Annotated in this window: 22 protein-coding genes; 15 read left to right on the top strand and 7 right to left on the bottom strand. The window is 65.6% G+C overall.

Annotated elements, in window-relative coordinates:
* Positions 1-296: 296 nt before the first annotated feature.
* The 3 genes from GGR25_RS00885 to GGR25_RS00895 all read right to left on the bottom strand — a co-directional run bounded on the left by GGR25_RS00885 (position 297) and on the right by GGR25_RS00895 (position 3,236).
* Positions 297-1,595 carry a porin gene (locus GGR25_RS00885; RefSeq protein WP_183396851.1) on the bottom strand — a complete coding sequence of 433 codons (1,299 nt, stop codon included), beginning with the start codon at positions 1,593-1,595 and terminating at the stop codon, positions 297-299.
* Between the two features lie 368 nt (positions 1,596-1,963).
* A complete protein-coding gene (locus tag GGR25_RS00890) occupies positions 1,964-2,605 on the bottom strand; it encodes a uracil-DNA glycosylase (RefSeq protein WP_183396852.1) in 642 nt (213 codons plus the stop codon).
* A gap of 28 nt (positions 2,606-2,633) precedes the next feature.
* The gene (locus GGR25_RS00895) at positions 2,634-3,236 is read right to left on the bottom strand and encodes a LabA-like NYN domain-containing protein (protein ID WP_183396853.1); all 603 of its coding nucleotides are present in this window, start codon (positions 3,234-3,236) and stop codon (positions 2,634-2,636) included.
* Positions 3,237-3,493: 257 nt separating this feature from the next.
* Between GGR25_RS00895 and rpoZ the strand changes: the two genes are divergently transcribed.
* The 9 genes from rpoZ (at position 3,494) to era (ending at position 11,441) form a co-directional block, all read left to right on the top strand.
* The gene (rpoZ, locus tag GGR25_RS00900) at positions 3,494-3,874 is read left to right on the top strand and encodes a DNA-directed RNA polymerase subunit omega (RefSeq protein WP_183396854.1); all 381 of its coding nucleotides are present in this window, start codon (positions 3,494-3,496) and stop codon (positions 3,872-3,874) included.
* Positions 3,875-3,992: 118 nt separating this feature from the next.
* On the top strand, positions 3,993-6,191 hold the full coding sequence (locus GGR25_RS00905) for a RelA/SpoT family protein (RefSeq protein WP_183396855.1): 2,199 nt from the start codon (positions 3,993-3,995) through the stop codon (positions 6,189-6,191).
* Positions 6,192-6,220: 29 nt separating this feature from the next.
* A complete protein-coding gene (gene pyrE, locus GGR25_RS00910; RefSeq protein ID WP_183396856.1) occupies positions 6,221-6,799 on the top strand; it encodes an orotate phosphoribosyltransferase in 579 nt (192 codons plus the stop codon).
* 20 nt (positions 6,800-6,819) lie between these two features.
* Entirely contained in the window at positions 6,820-7,392 is a 573-nt protein-coding gene (locus GGR25_RS00915) for a DUF2062 domain-containing protein (protein WP_183396857.1), read from the top strand.
* A 12-nt stretch (positions 7,393-7,404) separates the two neighbouring features.
* Complete coding sequence (locus tag GGR25_RS00920) at positions 7,405-8,172, top strand: pyridoxine 5'-phosphate synthase (RefSeq protein ID WP_183396858.1); 768 nt, start codon at positions 7,405-7,407, stop codon at positions 8,170-8,172.
* Between the two features lie 299 nt (positions 8,173-8,471).
* Positions 8,472-8,870, top strand: coding sequence for a holo-ACP synthase (gene acpS / locus GGR25_RS00925; protein WP_183397607.1), 399 nt, complete (start codon positions 8,472-8,474; stop codon positions 8,868-8,870).
* Between the two features lie 138 nt (positions 8,871-9,008).
* On the top strand, positions 9,009-9,806 hold the full coding sequence (lepB, locus tag GGR25_RS00930) for a signal peptidase I (RefSeq protein ID WP_183396859.1): 798 nt from the start codon (positions 9,009-9,011) through the stop codon (positions 9,804-9,806).
* Positions 9,803-10,510 carry a ribonuclease III gene (gene rnc, locus GGR25_RS00935; RefSeq protein ID WP_183396860.1) on the top strand — a complete coding sequence of 236 codons (708 nt, stop codon included), beginning with the start codon at positions 9,803-9,805 and terminating at the stop codon, positions 10,508-10,510. Before lepB ends, rnc begins: the two co-directional genes overlap by 4 nt.
* 10 nt (positions 10,511-10,520) lie before the next feature.
* Positions 10,521-11,441, top strand: a complete 921-nt coding sequence (gene era, locus GGR25_RS00940; RefSeq protein WP_183396861.1) for a GTPase Era — start codon at positions 10,521-10,523, stop codon at positions 11,439-11,441.
* Here the strand turns inward: era and GGR25_RS00945 are convergent.
* The 4 genes from GGR25_RS00945 to xth form a co-directional block, all read right to left on the bottom strand.
* Positions 11,438-12,367, bottom strand: coding sequence for a helix-turn-helix domain-containing protein (locus GGR25_RS00945; RefSeq protein WP_183396862.1), 930 nt, complete (start codon positions 12,365-12,367; stop codon positions 11,438-11,440). The two genes, era and GGR25_RS00945, sit on opposite strands and share 4 nt — an antisense overlap.
* 196 nt (positions 12,368-12,563) lie before the next feature.
* Positions 12,564-12,839, bottom strand: coding sequence for a TfoX/Sxy family protein (locus GGR25_RS00950; protein ID WP_183396863.1), 276 nt, complete (start codon positions 12,837-12,839; stop codon positions 12,564-12,566).
* Positions 12,840-12,843: 4 nt separating this feature from the next.
* A complete protein-coding gene (locus tag GGR25_RS00955; protein WP_183396864.1) occupies positions 12,844-13,260 on the bottom strand; it encodes a GFA family protein in 417 nt (138 codons plus the stop codon).
* Positions 13,257-14,039 carry an exodeoxyribonuclease III gene (gene xth, locus GGR25_RS00960; protein WP_183396865.1) on the bottom strand — a complete coding sequence of 261 codons (783 nt, stop codon included), beginning with the start codon at positions 14,037-14,039 and terminating at the stop codon, positions 13,257-13,259. The genes GGR25_RS00955 and xth overlap by 4 nt, the downstream gene beginning before the upstream one ends.
* A gap of 248 nt (positions 14,040-14,287) precedes the next feature.
* Here xth and GGR25_RS00965 point away from each other — a divergent pair, with 248 nt between their 5' ends.
* The 6 genes from GGR25_RS00965 to GGR25_RS00990 all read left to right on the top strand — a co-directional run bounded on the left by GGR25_RS00965 (position 14,288) and on the right by GGR25_RS00990 (position 19,705).
* A complete protein-coding gene (locus tag GGR25_RS00965; RefSeq protein WP_183396866.1) occupies positions 14,288-15,748 on the top strand; it encodes an MFS transporter in 1,461 nt (486 codons plus the stop codon).
* 282 nt (positions 15,749-16,030) lie between these two features.
* Entirely contained in the window at positions 16,031-16,456 is a 426-nt protein-coding gene (locus GGR25_RS00970) for an OsmC family protein (protein WP_183396867.1), read from the top strand.
* Between the two features lie 149 nt (positions 16,457-16,605).
* A complete protein-coding gene (locus GGR25_RS00975; protein ID WP_246409131.1) occupies positions 16,606-16,941 on the top strand; it encodes an ArsR/SmtB family transcription factor in 336 nt (111 codons plus the stop codon).
* Positions 16,941-17,498 carry an SRPBCC family protein gene (locus GGR25_RS00980; RefSeq protein WP_183396869.1) on the top strand — a complete coding sequence of 186 codons (558 nt, stop codon included), beginning with the start codon at positions 16,941-16,943 and terminating at the stop codon, positions 17,496-17,498. Before GGR25_RS00975 ends, GGR25_RS00980 begins: the two co-directional genes overlap by 1 nt.
* A 73-nt stretch (positions 17,499-17,571) precedes the next feature.
* On the top strand, positions 17,572-19,071 hold the full coding sequence (locus GGR25_RS00985; protein ID WP_183396870.1) for an AMP nucleosidase: 1,500 nt from the start codon (positions 17,572-17,574) through the stop codon (positions 19,069-19,071).
* A 79-nt stretch (positions 19,072-19,150) separates the two neighbouring features.
* Positions 19,151-19,705 carry an SIS domain-containing protein gene (locus tag GGR25_RS00990; RefSeq protein WP_183396871.1) on the top strand — a complete coding sequence of 185 codons (555 nt, stop codon included), beginning with the start codon at positions 19,151-19,153 and terminating at the stop codon, positions 19,703-19,705.
* The last annotated feature ends 65 nt before the right edge of the window (positions 19,706-19,770 follow it).

Consider the following 19,770-nt stretch of genomic DNA (forward strand, 5'->3'; position numbering starts at 1 on the left):
TGGTCAGAGAGTCTGGATTGCCGGGTCAAGCCCGGCAATGACACCGGCTGGACGTGTGAAGAGCTAAGAGGCCTCAGGGACGATTGCCTCTCAGGGAGGCAGAAGTGCAGAGCGGCCCATCCATCGCCCATGCGATTTGTGCTTGGAGGACGACGTCCCGTGCGGGTCCGGACCGCCATGGCCGCGATGAGTCTCCAGCCACGGTTCCCGCGCCGCGGACGAAAAAAGGCCCGCCTCGCGGCGGGCCTTCAGGCTTTTCCCAGGGGTGGGTTCAGGAAGTCAGGTCGAGTTCTTGATTACCAGGAACGCTTGAGCCAGAGCACGCCCGACCAAGCGTCGCCGTCGGCGATCGACCCTTCGCCTTCGACCTTGTTGTAGGAGCCCTCGAGCAGGACATCGAGGCCCTTGACCGGCGTCCAGCCAACACCGGCGATGCCGCGCCACGCATCGAGCGAGTCGGCGCCATGCCAGGCTCCGTCGCCGCTATAGGAGGCGTAGCCTGCCGAGATCGCCGACCAGACGGACGGGGTCCAGACATGCTTGTAGGACGCACCGACACTCCAGCTGGTGCCCTCGGCGACCGCAGCGATCGTCTGCGTCGTGTATCCGGAGAGGCCGGCCACCGAGGTGCCGCCAGCGATACCCGTGAACGAGTTCGCGTTGTCGCCATAGGCGGCGGCGATCACGAACTTGTCGCCAGCGGAGAAGCTGTCGAGCGCGAACTCGACATTGCCGCCGACGGCCCAGCCCTGCTGCGAAGTGTAGGTCAGCGGATCGGCCGCCGAGCCCGTGCCCGTACGGTCGAGCGCGATCTCGGTGTAGGCGGCGGCGATCTTCGTCGAGAAGATGCCCGAGGAATAGCTCACCGCGCCGATGACGCTCGGGATGTTATCCGAACCGCCCTGGTAGTAGACTTTCGACACGCCAACGGGCGGCGTCGTGCCCGTCGCATACAGCGTCGTGCTGCTCTGCAGGCCGTCGGTGTTGCCGGTCGAACCACGGTCGCGCTGGTCTTCGACCGAGAGCGCGAGGCCGAAGCCGTTGACAGCGTAGTTCAGCTGGATCTGGTCGGCCGTCGTGTCCGAGCCGAAGAAGCCCGTGTCGTTGTAGCCACGGCCGAAATCGAACAGCGAGGTGAAGTAACCAGCCTTGATCGGTCCGAGCTGCAGGTAGGCGCTGTCGATATAGGCGGTCTTGGTGACGGCGTTGGCGGCCTGCGTCAGCGACTCGCTGAACGAGCCGGTGTTGCCCGTCTGGGCGCGCATGTCGATGAAGCCGGTCAGGTTACCGAACTCGGTGACCGAGGACGCGGTCAGCTGGATCGACACTTCGGTGTAGAAGTTCGACCACTGCGAATTCGGATAAGCGCTGTTGTAGTCACCGTAATCGGTGTTGCCGACCGAGGTGCCGAACTTCACATAGCCGCCGACCTTGATGCAGGTGTCGGTGCCGGGCGAATAGTAGAAGCCCGCGCCGAAAGCGTCGCAAACCTTCACATAGTCGACCGGCTCGGCGACCGTGAGATCCGCCGCGTGAGCGCCGCCGACCGCGAACATGGCTGCCGCCGAGCCGAAAAGCAGTTTCCTTAGAAGCATGGTGGTTCTCCGGTTCTTAGGGGCCAGACTTGCTTTCCTCCCCCGTCGCTGATGCGCCGGAAAAGCGTCCGTCTGACCGCTGTCGTTGCGGGTCGGCGTCCAGCCCCCCGGCAAACAAATTGGTATCGCCGTTCGCCGGAGTCGTGAAGCGGCGATACCGGGCGGTAAGCTGTTTATAAGGGTGAGTTACCAAATAGCTACAGATGGCGAATGTTGATACGGGCAAAATCGCCATTAAATCATTTAATATCAGTAGGTTGCATTAAATCTCACGGAAATGTTACCAGTCGGTACAAGCGACGAAAATGTCACGCATTCTGCGTCAATGTTGCGGTATTTTTCCGGAGGTTTCTGGATTGTGGCGCGCGTCAGGCGCCAATGTGGCGCCGCACCGAGGCGAACACGTCGCGGAACATGTCCGGCGTCAGGACGCCTGTGTTCGTGTTGTAGCGGGAGCAGTGATAGCTGTCGAAAACGGTCAGGCCGTCGATCTCATGGATCGCGCCATGGCCGAAGCGATGGGCTGCCATGCGCCGGCCGAGCGCGACGATCAGCGAATCATGCGCGATCTTGCCGAGCGCGACGACAGCCGTGAGGCGGGGCATGGCGGCGATGGTCTCGCCGAGGAAAGGCCGGCAAGTCCGGATCTCTTCCGTCGTCGGCTTGTTCTCCGGCGGAACGCAGCGCACGGCATTGGTGATGGCGGCGTCGACGAGTTCCAGCCCGTCATCCGGGCGCGCCTCGAAGCGGCCGCGGGCAAAGCCGAACGCGATGAGCGTTCCATAGAGAAGGTCACCGGCGTAGTCGCCGGTGAAGGGGCGTCCGGTGCGGTTGGCGCCCCTGAGCCCCGGCGCGAGGCCGACGATCAGCAGGCGCGCGTCGGCAGCACCGAAGGAGGGGACGGGCGCATTGTGCCAGCCGGGCTCGCGCTCGCGCCAATGCTCGCGAAAGCCGACCAGACGCGGGCAGAGCGGACAGTCGCGATCGGGGCCGATCGAGGCGAGACTCATAGGGATAGGCGGCTGGGGCGCGCTCGCGTCAGACTTCCTCGTCGAACTCGTCCTCGAAGCTCGCCGGTGCCTGCTGGCGCTCGGCCGCGCGATGCGCGCGCTCGCTCGGGTCACGGCCGACCTTGGACTGCAGCGTGACGATGTCGATGAAGTGGTCGGCCTGGCGGCGCAGCTCGTCGGCGATCATCGGCGGCTGCGTGGCGAGCGTCGAGACGACGGACACCTTGCGGCCCTTGCGCTGAACCGCCTCGACCAGGGAACGGAAATCGCCGTCGCCCGAGAAGAGCACGATGTGATCGACATGATCCGCGAGCTCCATCACGTCGATCGCGAGCTCGATGTCCATGTTGCCCTTGATCTTGCGGCGGCCGGTCGAATCGAAGAACTCCTTGGTCGGCTTGGTCACGACCGAGTAGCCATTGTAGTCGAGCCAGTCGATCAGCGGGCGGATCGAGGAATATTCCTGATCTTCTGACAGGGCGGTATAATAATACGCCCGCAGCAAATAGCCTCTGGACTGGAATTCCGCCAGGAGCTTCTTGTAGTCTATATCGAAGGCGAGCGACTTGGCTGTCGCGTAGAGATTGGCACCGTCAATGAAAAGTGCAATCTTCTCTCTGGATTCGAGCATAATATTTAGTGTCCAACTGGGTTGGCGTGTCTGCACTTCTGCGGTGCAGCGCGTGGGGATCCGAACCGGCAACTTTGAATCAATATCGTGGGAAACGGGCCCTCGCAAACGTTTCGCTAAGACTTGCGGCGAAATGGTAAACTGCCGGGAAAACGGGTGACGTAAAGTGCGGTGATATCGGATCTGCCTTGCTTTCTCCCCATACGCCGCTTATGTGTCCCCGCTCGAACCCCGTCAGGATCCGTTGAGGAGACCCCATGGCACGCGTGACCGTGGAAGATTGCGTCGACAAGGTCGACAATCGCTTCGAACTCGTCCTGCTCGCCGCGCATCGCGCCCGTATGATCGCCAGCGGCTCGCAGCTGACCATTCATCGCGACAATGACAAGAACCCCGTCGTTGCACTGCGCGAGATCGCCGACGAGACGATCGCCCCGGACGATCTCAAGGAAGATCTCATCCACTCGCTGCAGAAATATGTCGAGGTGGACGAGCCCGAGCAGGATCTGGCGATGCTGGCCGCCGGCGACGAGGACGTTGCCGAGGACAATGGCGTCGCTTTCGACCGCATGTCGGAAGAGGAACTGCTGCGCGGCCTCGAGAGCATGGTTCCGCCCGACAAGCAGGACGATTTCTAAGGCGTTCCGAGCGCCGGTTCCGCGCGAGGCTGCCATCGTAGACGACAGAAGGCGCGCTTATATTGGTTGAGTGTGGCCGGGATCAGTCCCGGCTCCGTATCGCCCGGAAGCCGCGCCCATGATGCGCCAGTACGAGCTCCTCGAGCGGGTCCAGCGGTATAATCCGCAGGCCGACGAGGGGTTGCTCAACAAGGCCTATGTCTATGCCATGCAGAAGCATGGCACGCAGAAGCGCGCCAATGGCGACCCCTATTTCTCGCATCCGCTCGAAGTCGCGGCGATCCTGACGGATCTCAAGCTCGACGATTCGACCATCGCGGTTGCGCTGCTGCACGACACGATCGAGGATACCGACGCGACGCGGTCCGAGATCGACGGCATGTTCGGCGAGGATATCGGCCGCCTCGTCGAGGGCCTCACCAAGATCAAGCGCCTCGACCTCGTTTCCAAGCGGGCGGCGCAGGCCGAGAATTTCCGCAAGCTGCTTCTCGCCATCTCCGAGGATGTGCGCGTCCTGCTGGTCAAGCTGGCGGACCGGCTGCACAATATGCGCACCCTCCATTTCATGCCGGAGGAGAAGCGCGGCCGCATCGCGGAAGAAACGCTCGAGATCTATGCCCCGCTCGCCGGGCGCATGGGCATGCACGACATGCGCGAGGAACTCGAGGAGCTGGCCTTCAAGGTGGTCAATCCCGAGGCTCATCGCGCCATCACCGATCGCCTCGCCGAGATCCGCGTCAAGAATCGCGGCTTGATCGAGGAGATCGAGAAGGATCTCGGCGACAAGTTCACCAAGAACGGCATGGAAGCGAAGGTCTATGGCCGCGAGAAGCGACCCTATTCGATCTTCCGCAAGATGGAGCGCAAGGCCGTCTCCTTCGAGCAGCTTTCGGATATCATCGGCTTTCGCGTGATCGTCGAAAAGCTCTCGGATTGCTACGCGGCGCTCGGCATCGTGCACACGACCTGGCCGACCGTGCCGGGGCGTTTCAAGGACTATATCTCGACGCCGAAGCAGAACGATTACCGTTCGATCCATACGACGGTGGTCGGTCCCGGCCGCCAGCGCGTCGAGCTGCAGATCCGCACGCGCGACATGGACGACGTCGCCGAATACGGCATCGCGGCGCATGCGCTCTACAAGGACAAGGTCGGCGGTCGCCGTTCGGACGAGAGCCGCGCCTATACCTGGCTCCGCCGTACGGTCGAGATGCTCGCCGAGGGCGACACGCCGGAGGAGTTCCTCGAGAACACCAAGCTCGAGCTCTTCCACGACCAGGTGTTCTGCTTCACGCCCAAGGGCCGGCTCATCGCGCTGCCGCGCGGCGCGACGCCGATCGACTTCGCCTATGCGGTCCATACCGACATCGGCGACACCTGCGTCGGCTGCAAGCTGAACGGGCGCATGATGCCGCTGACCACGGAGCTGAAGAACGGCGACGAGGTCGAGATCATCACCGCCAAGGGGCAGGTGCCGCCGCCCGCCTGGGAATCGATCGCCGTCACCGGCAAGGCGCGTGCCTCGATTCGCCGCGCCGCGCGCACCGCGATCCGCAAGCAATATGCCGGCCTCGGCCGCAAGATCGTCGAGCGCGCCTTCGAGCGGGCAGGGCGTGAATTCTCCGAGGAGAAGCTGAAGGGCGCGCTGTCGCGCCTCGCGCAGCAGAATGTCGAGGACATGCTCGCCTCGGTCGGGCGCGGCGAGATCCCGTCGGCGAATGTGCTGAAGGCGGTCTATCCCGACCACAAGGAAGAGCGCGCGGCGGTGCCCAAGGGCGGCAATGGCGCCGGCGAGGCGGGCTGGTTCGGCCTCAAGCAGGGCTCGGGCATGATGTTCCGCGTGCCCGGCGAGGCGCCCGACGCGCATGCCATCCCGATCCGCGGCCTGCATGGCGATGTGCCGGTGCGCTTCGCGCCCGAGGGCGGCGCGGTGCCGGGCGACCGGATCGTCGGTATTCTGGCGCCGGGCGAGGGGATCACGATCTATCCGATCCAGTCGCCGAGCCTCAAGGAATTCGACGATCAGCCCGAGCGCTGGCTCGACGTGCGCTGGGATATCGACGCGGCCAATCGCGAGCGCTTCCCGGCGCAGATCGAGGTGATCGCCATCAACGAGCCGGGCACGCTCGCCCAGATCGCCCAGGTGATCGCCGACAATGACGGCAACATCTCCAACCTGAAGATCGTGAAGAGCGCGCCCGATTTTTCGCAGTTGTCGATCGACCTCGAAGTGTGGGACTTGAAGCATCTGAACCGCCTTCTCGGCGATTTGCGCGAGCGCCACGTGGTCTCCTCGGCCAACCGCGTCAACGCATGAGCGCGCCAGGCCAGAATCGAAGCGAAGCGATGAACCAGTCCGAAGTCCTCGACATCTTCCGTCAGTCCGGCGCCCTGCTCGAGGGCCATTTCATCCTGACGTCGGGCCTCCGCAGCCCGATCTTTCTGCAGAAGGCGCGCGTCTTCATGCATCCGGACCGGACGGAGCGGCTCTGCAAGGCGCTGGCCGACAAGATCCGCGCGAGCGGCATCACCTTCGACGCGATCGTGTCGCCGGCGATCGGCGGCCTCATCCCGGGTTACGAGACCGCGCGCCATCTCGGCGTGCCCGCGATGTGGGTCGAGCGCGAGAACGGCGTCTTCCGCCTGCGCCGCTTCGAGATGAAGCCGGGCACGCGCGTGCTCGTGGTCGAGGACATCATCTCGACCGGCCTTTCCTGCCGCGAGACGATCGAGGCGCTGAAGCCGCTCGGCGCGGAGGTCGTCGCCGTCGCCTGCCTGATCGACCGCTCCGCCGGCGAGGCCGATGCGGGCGCGCCGCTCATCGCGCTCACCGAATATAAGGTGCCGGCCTATCCGGCCGACCAGCTTCCGCCCGAATTGGCCGCCATACCGCCGGTCAAGCCGGGTAGTCGCACCATGGCCTGAACCGGCCAGCACACGATCCGATGCTCTTCCGTCGCCGCAAGCCCCTCCGCTTCCATGAGAAGTTCAGCCACGTGATGTGGCCGCGGCGCGGCTTCAAGCGGGCCGTGCGCTATCATTCGAAGCGGCTGATGCGCATGTCCGGCAGCCCGCATTCGGTCGCGGCGGGCTTCGCGGTCGGCGTCGCGCTTTCTATGACGCCCTTTGTCGGCTTTCACTATCTGCTGTGCTTCGTCGCCGCCTATCTGGTCCGTGGCAATGTGCTGGCCGCCGTGCTCGGCACCACGATCGGCAATCCGCTGACCTTTCCGATCATCTGGCTCACGACCTATGAGACCGGCGGCCTCGTGCTCGGCTGGTTCGGCCGGCGGCCCGAAGCGTTGAGCTTCCGGCAGATCTCGCACGGCCTCCTCAGCGATTCCGCCCATTCCATCTGGCCGATCTTCGAGCCGATGCTGATCGGTTCGATTCCGGTTGCGCTGGTGACGGCGACGATTTCCTATATCGCCGTCTACTATGCGACGGACGCCTTCCGCACCGCGCGGCGCGAGCGTGTCGCGATCCGCAGGCGCGAACTGCACGGCAACCGTTCCTGAGAGGAGGATTTCATGAGCGCCGCCCGCAACCTCAGGCTCGGTGTCAACATCGATCATGTCGCCACCATCCGCAACGCGCGCGGCGGTGATCATCCCGAGCCGCTGCGCGCGGCGCGGATTGCGGCGGAGGCGGGCGCCGACGGCATCACGGCGCATCTGCGCGAGGACCGGCGCCATATCGGCGACGCCGATATTGCACGGCTGCGCGAACAGATCGCCCTGCCGCTCAATTTCGAAATGGCCGCGACCCGCGAAATGGTCTCGATCGCGCTGCGTCACCGGCCGCATGCGGCCTGCATCGTGCCGGAGCGGCGCGAGGAGCGCACGACCGAGGGCGGGCTCGACGCCGCCGGCCAGTTCAACGCGCTCGCCCCCATGGTGCGCGAGCTTTCCGTCGCCGGCATTCGTGTCTCGCTGTTCATCGCCGCCGACCGGGAGCAGTTCGACGCCGCGCGGGCGCTCGGCGCGCCGGTGGTCGAAATCCACACCGGCTCCTATTGCGAGGCGTTCCACTCCGGCCCCGGCGCCTTCGAGTTCGAGCGGATGCGCATCGTCGAGGCCGCCGCCTATGGCGCCTCGATCGGGCTCGAGGTCCATGCCGGCCATGGCCTCTCCTACGATACGGTGAAGCCGATCGCCGCGATCCCGGAGATCCGCGAGCTCAATATCGGCCATTTCCTGATCGGCGAGGCGATCTTCATCGGCCTCGACGCCTCGATCCGCAAGATGCGGCAGCTGATGGACGAGGCGCGCGCCCCGGCGGTCGTGCAGCCGGAGTGAAAACGTGAAGCCAGTCCGGCCGGTGATTCAGGCCTTACTGGCGGGAGGCACATGCTCTGCCGTCACCCCGGCGAAAGCCGGGGTCCATTCAGCCGAGGCGGTGGTCGTTTGCATCCCGGCCAATTGGAACCAGACGTGACTTGGCTTTATTCTAGCTCCCAAGGCCGCGGCTGTATGGATCCCGGCTTTCGCCGGGATGACGCCTTCATCGGTAGTTCGGCGTTCCGGTTGCGCCAAATCGCAACAGTCAGTCGGCTTTTGGCGGTTGCCAAGGCGTCTTCATGGCGAGGATTCGACAATTGATCATCGGCCTCGGCAGCGATCTCATCGACATTCGCCGCATCGAGCAGACGCTGGAGCGGCATGGCGCGCGCTTTACGGAGCGGGTGTTCACCGAGATCGAGCGGGCGAAGTCCGACCGGCGCAAGCAGCGCGCGGCGTCCTATGCGAAGCGCTTCGCCGCCAAGGAGGCCTGCGCCAAGGCGCTTGGCACCGGTCTCAACCAGGGCGTGTTCTGGCGCGACATGGGCGTCGTCAATCTGCCGAGCGGCCAGCCGACCATGGCGCTGACCGGCGGCGCGGCCGAGCGGCTCGCGGCCATCCTGCCGCCGGGCCATGTCGGGGTCGTCCACCTCACCATCACCGACGACTATCCGCTCGCCCAGGCCTTCGTCGTGATCGAGGCGCTACCGCGCTAGTTGAATTCCCCGGCAAAGGAGACGGCCGTCACAATCGCCGCAGCGCCGCGTTGCGCCGCAGCGGGCGACCCGTTATGAACCATTTCACACTGGTCGAGCCGGCCGCGCGGCGGTTTTTGAGGATCATTGGAAGGACCCATGAGCGTGGCGAGCGAGAAGTACAAGTCTGAGCGCGGCGGAACGGGCGAAACCGTCAAGATCGTCGTCCAGGCGCTGCTCCTCGCATTGATCGTGCGGACCTTCCTTTTCCAGCCGTTTAACATTCCATCAGGCTCGATGAAGGCAACGCTGCTGGTCGGCGATTACATCTTCGTTTCGAAATACGCCTACGGCTACAGCAAGTATTCTCTGCCGCTCTCGCCCGATCTCTTCACGGGCCGCATCTGGGCGAGCAAGCCGGTGCGCGGCGATGTCGCCGTCTTCCGCCTGCCGCGCGATCCGAGCGTCGATTACATCAAGCGCGTGATCGGTCTGCCGGGCGACAAGGTGCAGATGATCGACGGCGTGCTCTACCTCAACGGTCAGGCCGTGAAGAAGGAGCGCGTCGAAGACTACGTCACGACGGACGAGTTCGGCGCCGAGGTGCATGCCGCGCGTTATCGCGAGACGCTCCCCGACTACAAGCTGCCCGACGGCACGATCCAGAAGGGCATCTCCTATGACGTGCTCGACCTCGATCCGCATTCCTTCTCGGACAATACGCCCGTCTTCGAGGTTCCCCCGGACAGCTATTTCATGATGGGCGACAACCGGGACAATTCGATGGACAGCCGCGTGCTCGGCGCCGTCGGCTATGTTCCGTTCGAGAATTTCGTCGGCCGCGCCGAACTGGTGTTCTTCTCCGTCAAGGAGGGCGACCCCGCCTGGCAGTTCTGGCGCTGGCCCTGGACGGTCCGCTTTGACCGTCTCTTCACCAGAATCAACGGATCGGGATGAACGAACTCCTCCGTCCCCTCGAAGACCGCCTCGGACACAGCTTCACCAAGCCTTTGCTTCTGTCGCGCGCGCTGACTCATGCCAGCGCCGTCGCGGAAGACAAGCTCTCGCCCGGCGAGAGCTATCAGCGGCTCGAGTTTCTCGGCGACCGCGTGCTGGCGCTCGTGATCGCCGACATGCTGCTCGATGCCTTTCCCGATGCGGATGAGGGAGAGCTGGCGCGCCGCCTGAACGGGCTCGTGCGCAATGAGAGCTGCGCCGAAGTCGCGCTCGGCATCGGGCTCGACGCCTGGATCCGGCTCGGCGGCGGCGAACAGCAATCGGGCGGACGCAAGAAGGCCGCGATTCTCGGCGATGTCTGCGAGGCGGTGATCGGCGCGCTGTTCCTGGATGGCGGGCTCGATGTCGCCAGCGGCTTCATCGGGCGGCACTGGCGCGAGCGTATGCTCAACTGGGCCGCGCCGCTGCGCGATGCCAAGACGACGCTGCAGGAATGGGCGCAGGGCAGGGGCCTCGCGGCGCCCCGCTACGAGATTGTCGACCGGAGCGGGCCGGACCACGCGCCGAACTTCGTCGTCGAGGTCTCGACCACGGGCATGCATTCGGTGCTCGGCAAGGGACGTTCTCGGCGCGAGGCCGAGCAAGCCGCGGCGAGCGCGATGCTGATCGCCGCAGGCGTATGGAAGGCGGGAAATGGTGTCTGAGGAACGCGCAATGGATGAGCCGCAGGGCGAGGAATCGACGCCGACGCGCTGCGGCTTCGTTGCGCTCATCGGCGCGCCGAACGCGGGCAAGTCGACGCTTCTCAACCGGCTGGTCGGAACCAAGATCTCGATCGTCACGCACAAGGTGCAGACGACGCGCGCCATCATGCGCGGCATCGCGATCGAAGGCGCCTCGCAGATCATCTTCGTCGATACGCCCGGCATTTTCCGTCCGAAGCGGCGGCTCGACCGCGCCATGGTCGATACGGCCTGGGGCGGAGCGAAGGATGCGGATCTCGTTGCGCTGCTCGTCGATGCGGAGCGCGGGCTCGGCGATGACGTGAACGGCATCCTCGGCAAGCTGGCCGATGTGCACCAGCCGAAGATCCTGATCCTGAACAAGATCGACCAGGTCCGGCACGAGACGCTGCTGGAAATGGTCGCCAAGGCCAATGATCGCGTGAAGTTCGAGCGCACCTTCCTGATCTCTGCGCTCTCCGGCGACGGCTGCCCGGATTTTCTCTCCTATCTCGCCGGCGCCGTGCCGCCCGGGCCGTGGCTCTATCCCGAGGACCAGGTCTCCGACCTGCCGCTGCGCGCGCTCGCCGCGGAGATCACGCGCGAGAAGCTGTTCCTGCGCCTGCATGACGAGCTGCCCTATGCCTCGACGGTCGAGACCGAGCAGTGGAAGGATCTTCCCGACGGCTCCGCCCGGATCGAGCAGACGATCTATGTCGAGCGCGAGAGCCAGAAGCGGATCGTGATCGGCCACAAGGGCGAGACGATCAAGGCGATCTCCATGGCGGCGCGGGCCGACATCCAGGAGATGGCCGAAAAGCCGGTCCACCTCTTCCTGTTCGTCAAGGTGCGCGAGAACTGGGCCGACGATCCCGAGCGCTATCGCGAGATGGGCATCGAGTTCCCGCGCTAAGGCCTGACGGCGCCCGCCCGTTCGGCGAGCGCACTGGTCGATGTGCCGATGAAGGTCAGCAGCGTCGCCGCGAAGAAATCGGCGATGTTGTCGTCGAGCGCCGCGAAGTTGCCGATGTCGCCGGTGTCTCCGTCCGATGCCAGCAAGCCGTCGTTCTGGGCGGCCCGCAGTGTTTCCCGCACATGGGCGCGCGAGACGCCGAAGCGGCGCGACAGCGCCGCGATCGAGGGCGGTGGCGTCGCTTCGCGTGCGGCGAGATAGGTCATCAGCAGGATCGGGATGCCCGCATTGCGCTCGGCGAGCGGCTTGAGCGCCGGGGCATGGTCGAGCAGACGGAAGCCCTGTCGGAACATCGCGATATAGGCGCGCGCCATGTAGCAGACGAAGATAGGATCTTCCTCGAGCGCGGAGCCGGCCGCCTCGATCGCCGGCTCGATCACGGCGGCAATGCGGATCTGCGCGCGCCAGCGGTCGCGGACCATGCGCATCATGCTTTCGGTGGGAACCAGCGGCCGCGCTCTCCCGTCGCCAGTTGGCGGTGCGGGATCGAGATAGCCGGCCCAGCGCAGCGCCGCGAGCATCGCCTTGGCCCGCCCGCGGCTGCACACCGCGCCTTCCTCGCAGAAGGCGAGGAGCCGGCTCGGCAGCAAGCCGTTGCCGTTTGGATCCGGATCGACATGAAAGCCGAGCGCCGCCGTCAGGAAGAGAAAGCGGCCCCGATCGTTCATGACGAGGTTCAGCACGGGCATCGCGCGGAAGCCATCGACGATGCCACGAATGGCGAGCATCCGCGCCTCATCGAAGCGGGGATGCCTGCGAATCATATCGATGGCGGCCGCGACCTCATCCGGACGCGACCAGTCCGGCAGGCGCGCCGCCGGGGCCCGCGCCGGCAGGTCCGATTGCATTTCAATAGTCAGGCTCATCGCACCCCCCTGCGAACGGCCAGATTTCGCCACTACGCGGCAACCGCCCCGTCCCCTAGACAAGAGGCGGGTGGCAGGGGCAGGGCCGAACAGGCGGACCAACCCCGCAACATCGTAACGAGACGGGATATCCCGATTATAGCGAGCGAGGATGTGACTCGGCACGGCGTCGCATGGCTACCAAGTTCAGGTTGCATCAGTCTCCGGATTTGATCGCGGCAAGCAGCGCCGCCTTGGTCGCGCCGTCGATGGCGGTCCAGGGAATGCCGGCGAGCGCGGCGTGGAGCCCCCAGAGCGCGTTCAGGCTGGTGCGCTTCGGGTCGCGGTGCTTGAGCCTGCGATAGGCGTCGACGGCGCCGATCCGGCGCAAATCCGCCTCGGTGCGGATATCCACCTCCGCGAGCCAGGCTGCCGTCTTCGGGCCGATGCCCGCGAGCGTTCCGACCGGACGGGTCTCGGCGCCTGCGCCCATGGTGTCAGAGCTCGGGTTCGTCGAGATGCGAGGGCAGGTCGCCGTCGAAGCCCTTGGCCGCGAGACGGCGGCTGCCGACCCAGATGTTCTGGTCGGCCGGGAAGCGGTCTGGCTCGTCGAGCGAGGCGAGCGTCACGTCGAGATAACGGTCGTCATTCGTCATCGTCATGATGAGCGGCGTGCCGCAATCGGCGCAGAAATGGCGCCGTCCCGTCGTCGAGGATTCGTGGATCGCGGGCGTGCCGGCCGTGAGTTCGAAGGCGGACGCATCGAAGCTCGCCCAGGTGAGGAAAAGGCTGCCGCCGGCGAGCTGGCAGAGGCGGCAGTGGCAATGGCTGACGACGCGCGGCGGCGCGCTGATCCGGTAATGGATGCGGCCGCAGAGGCAGCCGCCCGTGAGCGGCTCGAACGTTTCGCTCACAGCGCGAGCTCCACATGGACCGGCACGTGGTCGGACGGCTTCTCCCAGCCGCGGACATATTTGTCGATGCCGACGCCCTTGAGCCGGTCCGCCGCCTGCGGCGACAGCAGGAGATGATCGATGCGGATGCCGTTGTTCTTCTGGAAGGCGCCGGCCTGATAATCCCAGAAGGTATAGAGATCGCCGGCGTCGGTCGTGGCGCGTAGCGCATCGGTCAGGCCGAGCGATTCGATCGCGCGGAACGCCGCGCGGGTCTCGGGCTGGTACAGCGCATCGCCGAGCCAGAGCGAGGGATCCTTGGCGTCGCGCGACTCGGGAATGACGTTGTAGTCGCCGGCGAGCACCATCGGGTCCTCGAGCAGCAGCTGCTCGGCGGCCCAGATACGGAAACGCTCCATCCACGCCAGCTTGTAGCTGAACTTCTCCGTGCCGATCGGATTGCCGTTCGGCAGATAGAGCGAGACGACGCGGAGCGCCCCGCTCGGGACCGAGAAGACGCCCTCGATGAAGCGGGCCTGCTCGTCGGCCGCATCGCCCGGCAGGCCGCGATTGATCTCGTCGAAGGGCAGCTTGGACAGCAGCGCGACGCCGTTGAAGCCCTTCTGGCCGTGCACGGCGACATTGTAGCCGAGATCCTCGAAGGCGCTCGTCGGGAAGCCCTCGTCGACCGTCTTGATCTCCTGCAGCCCGACAATGTCGGGCGAGGCTTCCTTGAGCCAGGCGAGCGCCGTCTCGATGCGCGCCTTGACGCCGTTGATGTTCCATGTCGCGATCTTCATGGCGGCGAGACTAGTGCGTTTTCGGGGCGAGTGGAAACCGGATTGCGCCCGGATTGGCGGTGCCGGTGGAAAGCCCACGCATTCCTTCGGCAGACGTCCGCAACGCCATGCTCCGGTCCTTCTGCGCGCGCTTCGCGGGGCTCGGTGGATCGTGCTGCGGCGGATTGGAGATTGAGTCGCCGCCGCCGGTCGAATAGAGCAACGGCGGAACGCCCGGAATCGTCCGGCGAGCGGACGAGGTGGCAGGGATGGACGCGCAGCAGGGTAGCCCGACGGGGCGCGCCCTTCTCCAGGGCAGGTCGCGGCGCATCGCGGTCCTCGTCGTCCTCATCGCCTTCTTCATGGACATTCTGGACGGGACGATCGTCAATGTCGCGATTCCCGCGATCCAGGGCTCGATCGGCGCCGACTTCGCCTCGGTCCAGTGGATCGTCGCCGGCTATGCGCTGACCTTCGCGCTGTTCCTGATCCCGGGCGGCCGGCTCGGCGACATCTACGGCTACAAGACCATGTTCCTGATCGGCATGGCCGGCTTCACGATCGCCTCGGCGTTTTGCGGCTTCTCGACCACGGCCAATGGGCTCGTCTTCGCGCGCCTGTTCCAGGGCGCCGCGGCGGCGATCATGGTGCCGCAGATCATGTCGACCATCCAGATCCTCTATGTCGACCCCAAGGAGCGGCAGCACATCTCCGCCTTCTATGGCGCGATTGCCGGGCTCGCCAGCGTGCTCGGGCCGATCATCGGCGCGTTGCTCGTGGCCGGCAGCCTGTTCGGGCTCGGCTGGCGCATGATCTTCCTCGTCAATGTGCCCGTCGGCATCTTCGCGCTCGTCGCTGCCTGGTTCGCGCTGCCCTCGGCCAAGTCGCCGCATCCGCTGAAGCTCGACCTGCTCGGCACGGCGCTGGCGCTCATCGCCATGTCGATGCTGGCCTTCCCGCTGATCCAGGGGCGCGAATTCGGCTGGCCGACCTGGGGCTTCGTCATGATCGCGCTCTCCGTGCCGATGTTCGTGCTCTTCGCCTGGAGCCAGCGCCGGCGCGACGCGATCGACGGCTCGCCGCTCGTGGTGCCCAGCCTCTTCGGCTATCGCTCCTTCCTCGTCGGCATCCTGATCTGCGGCACCTTCTTCGGCGTCGTCGGCGGCTTCTTCCTGACGCAGTCGCTCTACATGCAGCTCGGCATGGGCTTCAGCGTTATGGAGGCCGGCCTGACCGGCATTCCGTTCTCGCTCGGCGTCTCGGTCGCCGCAGGCCTTTCGGGCCCCATTCTCGTCCCGCGCTTCGGCCGCCTCGTGCTGACGGTCGGCGCGTTCACGCTGGCCGCGGCGCTCGTCGCACTCGGCCTGACGGCCGGGCATTTCGGCAAGGCGATCACGCCCTGGGAGCTGATCCCGTCCCTGATCCTCGGCGGCATCGGCATGGGCCTCATCGTCGCGCCGGTGTTCAATTTCGTGCTGGTCGACGTCCCGGTCCGCCATGCAGGCTCCGCCTCGGGCGTGGTCAGCGCTATGGGCCAGGTCGGCACGGCGCTTGGCGTCGCGATCACCGGCGTCGTGTTCTTCGGCCGCCTCGCGGTGACCGACAACGACTATGTCAGCGCCTTCCAGTGGGGCACCGGCTTTGCCGCGCTCGCGATGGTCGGCATCGGCCTGCTGACGTTCCTGCTGCCGCGCTATGCACGCCCGCAGGAGGGCGCCGCGCTGCATTAGGGTGCGTCGGCATACGCAGTCGGTTCGCCACTGCGGACCCGTCCTGTCATTGCCGGGCTTGACCCGGCAATCCAGTCTCGCAGTCCGATCCTGATGCACGTTCGACCAAGTCTGGGTGGCCGGGTCGCGCCCGGCCACGACAGTCCTGAGACGCCGCAATCCTGCCAAAACGACAGAAGTCCATGCACTTTGTGGACAACCTTGGCCCTTGGAGCGGGCGTCTGTCCTTCCTAAGTGTCCTCCTGTCGGCACAGAAGCCGGCGACCAGGAGAGGAACGATCCATGCCGACAAGAATTTCCGACGCGACCTGGAAGGGCGATCTCAAGGCCGGCAAGGGCTCCGTCAAGCTCGGGAGTGGCGCCTATGAGGGGCAGTACAATTTCTCCTCGCGCTTCGAGGAAGGGGTGGGGACGAATCCCGAGGAGCTGATCGCGGCGGCGCATGCGGCCTGCTTCTCGATGGCGCTTGCCGCCGGGCTTTCCGGCGCCGGCCATACGGTCGACAGCGTCCATACGAGCGCGAAGGTCAAGGTCGAGCCGGTCGGCGGCGGCTTCGAGATCACCTCGATCACCCTCGTGACCGAGGCCAAGGTGTCGGGCATCGACAAGGCGGCGTTCGACACGATCGCAGCCGCGACCAAGGAAGGCTGCCCGGTCTCCAAGGCTTTGAAGGCGGTTCCGATCAGTCTCGACGCCAAGCTGGTCTGACCCGACCCCATCTCCCCAAACCGAAATCAAGGGCGGCCTCGGGCCGCCCTTTTTTGTTTCCCCGATCAGGATGTCGAAAATACTCAACCGATCGGTTGACTGTTCCATCCCTCCTCTCTATTCTCAACCACATGGTTGATGATCAAGACATGGCGCTCGACGCCACCTTCCACGCTCTTTCGGATCGAACCCGCCGCGCCATGCTGCGCGGCCTCGCCGAAGGCCCCCGGACCGTCGGCGAACTGGCCGCGCCCTTCGCCATGTCGCTGGCCGCAGCGTCCAAGCACATCAAGGTGCTGGAGGGGGCAGGGCTGATCGAGCGGGCCGTGAAGGGGCGCGTGCATCTGTGCCGCCTTTCGGCCGAGCCGATGCATGCCGGCGCCGAATGGCTGCGCCACTACGAGAAGTTCTGGAATGCCCGTCTCGATGCCCTGGAAGCGGCGCTGGCGGAAGAGGACGAAACCAAGGGAAGCAGGAGGACGTGATGCTCGATCGGAATCAGGAATTCGGCACACTGACGGATGGGAGGACGCTGCGCCTGGAGCGGCTGCTGCCCGGCCCCATCGAACGGGTCTGGTCATATCTCACCGATCCGGCCAAGCGGCGCCTCTGGCTGGCGGCGGGCGACACGATCGCGGCGGATGGCGCCCGCGTCGCCTTCGTCTGGAACAACGCGCATCTGAGCCGGGCCGACGATCTGCCGCCGCCCGAATATGCCGGCGCGAACCAGGAGCACAGCCTGGTCTGCACGGTGACGGACTATGACCCGCCGCACCGGCTTTCCTTCACCTGGGGCGAAGCCAAGGCGGACGCGTCGGAGGTGACGTTCGAGCTGGAGCCCGCCGGGGACCGCGTGCGCTTCATTCTGACGCATAGCCGCCTGCCGGATCCGGGCTTCCGCCTCAGCGTGTCCTCCGGCTGGCATGCCCATGTGGCGATGCTGGTGGCCGAACTGGAGGGCGAGCCGGCGGAGAGCTTCTGGTCGCTGCACAAGCGCCTCAAGGCCGACTATGCGGCACGGATCGGCGACATGCCGATGTGACAGGCCGGACAGGCGGGGCGCCTTGACCCGGCGCCCCGCCTGACGGACAGTCGCGCCCCAAATGGGGACCGATATGACCGCCGAGCCGGATTACGACGCCGTCGCCTACGACCTTCCGGAGCCGATCGCGACCGAGGCCTTCACCGATCCGGTGAAGGCGGTGCGGCGCCTCGAGGAGATCTATGACGCGCACACGGCGCATCTGCGCGATCGCTTCGATGCGCTACTGCATGGCACGCTGCCGAAGGGCAGGGTACGTGCCACCTATCCGGAGATCGGCATCCGTACGAGCAGCTACGCCCATATCGATTCCCGCCTCGCCTATGGCCATGTCTCTGGCCCTGGCGAGTATGCGACCACGATCACCCAGCCAAGCCTCTTTCGCAGCTATCTGACGGAGCAGATCCGCCTGCTGCTGCGCAATCACGGCGTTCCGGTCTCGGTCGGCCCGTCCGACCTGCCGATCCCGCTGCATTTCGCGTTCCCGAACGGCGTCCATGTCGAGGGCGAGCTCGCGGCGCGGATCGAGCGTCCCCTGCGCGACATGTTCGACGTGCCCGACCTCGCCGTGACCGACGACGCCATCGTCAACGGCACCTATGTGACGCCGCCCGGCACGCCCATGCCGCTCGCCCCGTTCACGGCGCCGCGCATCGACTATTCGCTCTTCCGCCTCGCGCATTACACCGCGACGGATGCCGAGCATTTCCAGAACTTCGTGCTGTTCACCAACTACCAGTTCTATATCGACGAGTTCTGCGCCCGCGCGCGCCGCCTGATGGCCGAGGGGGGCGGGGGCTATGACGCCTTCGTCGAGCCGGGCAATCTCGTGACGCCCGCCGGTTCCGTCGAGCCGACGACCGGCCGCGCGCCGCCGCGCCTGCCGCAGATGCCGGCCTATCATCTGAAGCGCGGCTCCAGCGCCGGCATCACCATGGTGAATATCGGCGTCGGTCCGTCCAATGCGAAGACGATCACCGACCATATCGCCGTGCTGCGCCCGCATGCCTGGCTGATGCTCGGCCATTGCGCGGGGCTGCGGAACAGCCAGAAGCTCGGCGACTATGTGCTGGCGCATGGCTATGTTCGCGAGGATCACGTGCTCGACGCCGATCTTCCGGCCTGGATCCCGATCCCGCCGCTCGCCGAGGTGCAGGTGGCGCTGGAGGATGCGGTCGAGGAGGTGACCGGGCTCGAGGGCTATGATCTGAAGCGCATCATGCGTACGGGCACGGTCGCCACGATCGACAATCGCAACTGGGAGCTTCGCGATCATCGCGAGCCGGTGCAGCGCTTCTCGCAGTCGCGCGCCGTGGCGCTCGACATGGAATCGGCGACGATCGCGGCCAATGGCTTCCGCTTCCGCGTGCCCTACGGGACGCTGCTCTGCGTCTCCGACAAGCCGCTGCATGGCGAATTGAAGCTGCCCGGCATGGCATCGGAGTTTTATCGCACGCAGGTGAACCAGCATCTGGAGATCGGCATCCGCGCGCTCGAAATGCTCCGCGAGATGGCGCCGGAGCGGCTGCATTCCCGCAAGCTGCGCAGCTTCACCGAGACCGCATTCCAATAGCCGGCCGGCAACGAACGACCGGCGCGGCGGCCGTTGAGGAGCGGCCGCTTCGAACAATCATCGAAACGGGAGGAAGACCATGGGCTCGCTTTACGGCACGGCGCTCGATGAACTGAAGGGCGTCTTCGAGCGGATCGACGATGCCGCCGTCGACAAGGCGCTCGACATGATCGCCGAGGCCAAGACGATCGTCGTGTTCGGCGGCGGGCGCGAGCGGCTGCAGATCATGGGCTTCGCCATGCGGCTCTATCACATGGGCCTCAGGGTCGCGGTCGAGGGCGACATGACCACCCCGCCGGTCGGCAAGGGCGATCTTTTCATCGTCACCTGCGGTCCCGGCGAGATATCCACGGCGCTGGCGCTGATGGACGTCGCCAAGCGGGCCGGCGCGCGCATCCTCTTCATCACGGCGCAGCCCAAGGGCCGCGGCGCGGCCTATGCCGATTTCGTGCTGACGCTGCCGGCGCAGACCATGGCCGACGACCAGGGCGAGTGGAAGAGCTCGGTCCTGCCGATGGGCTCACTGTTCGAGGGCGCGCTGTTCGTGCTGTTCGAGGTGATGATCCTCAAGCTGCGCGACAAGCTGGCGATTTCGCCCGAAACCATGCGGGCGAACCACACCAATCTCGAATAGGGTTGGTTGGATCGCTTCCTGCCTTGTCGGAATCGGGCGTCGATGACCAACCCGCCCAGCAAAGC

The sequence above is a fragment of the Kaistia hirudinis genome (assembly GCF_014196455.1).
Classification (GTDB): domain Bacteria; phylum Pseudomonadota; class Alphaproteobacteria; order Rhizobiales; family Kaistiaceae; genus Kaistia; species Kaistia hirudinis.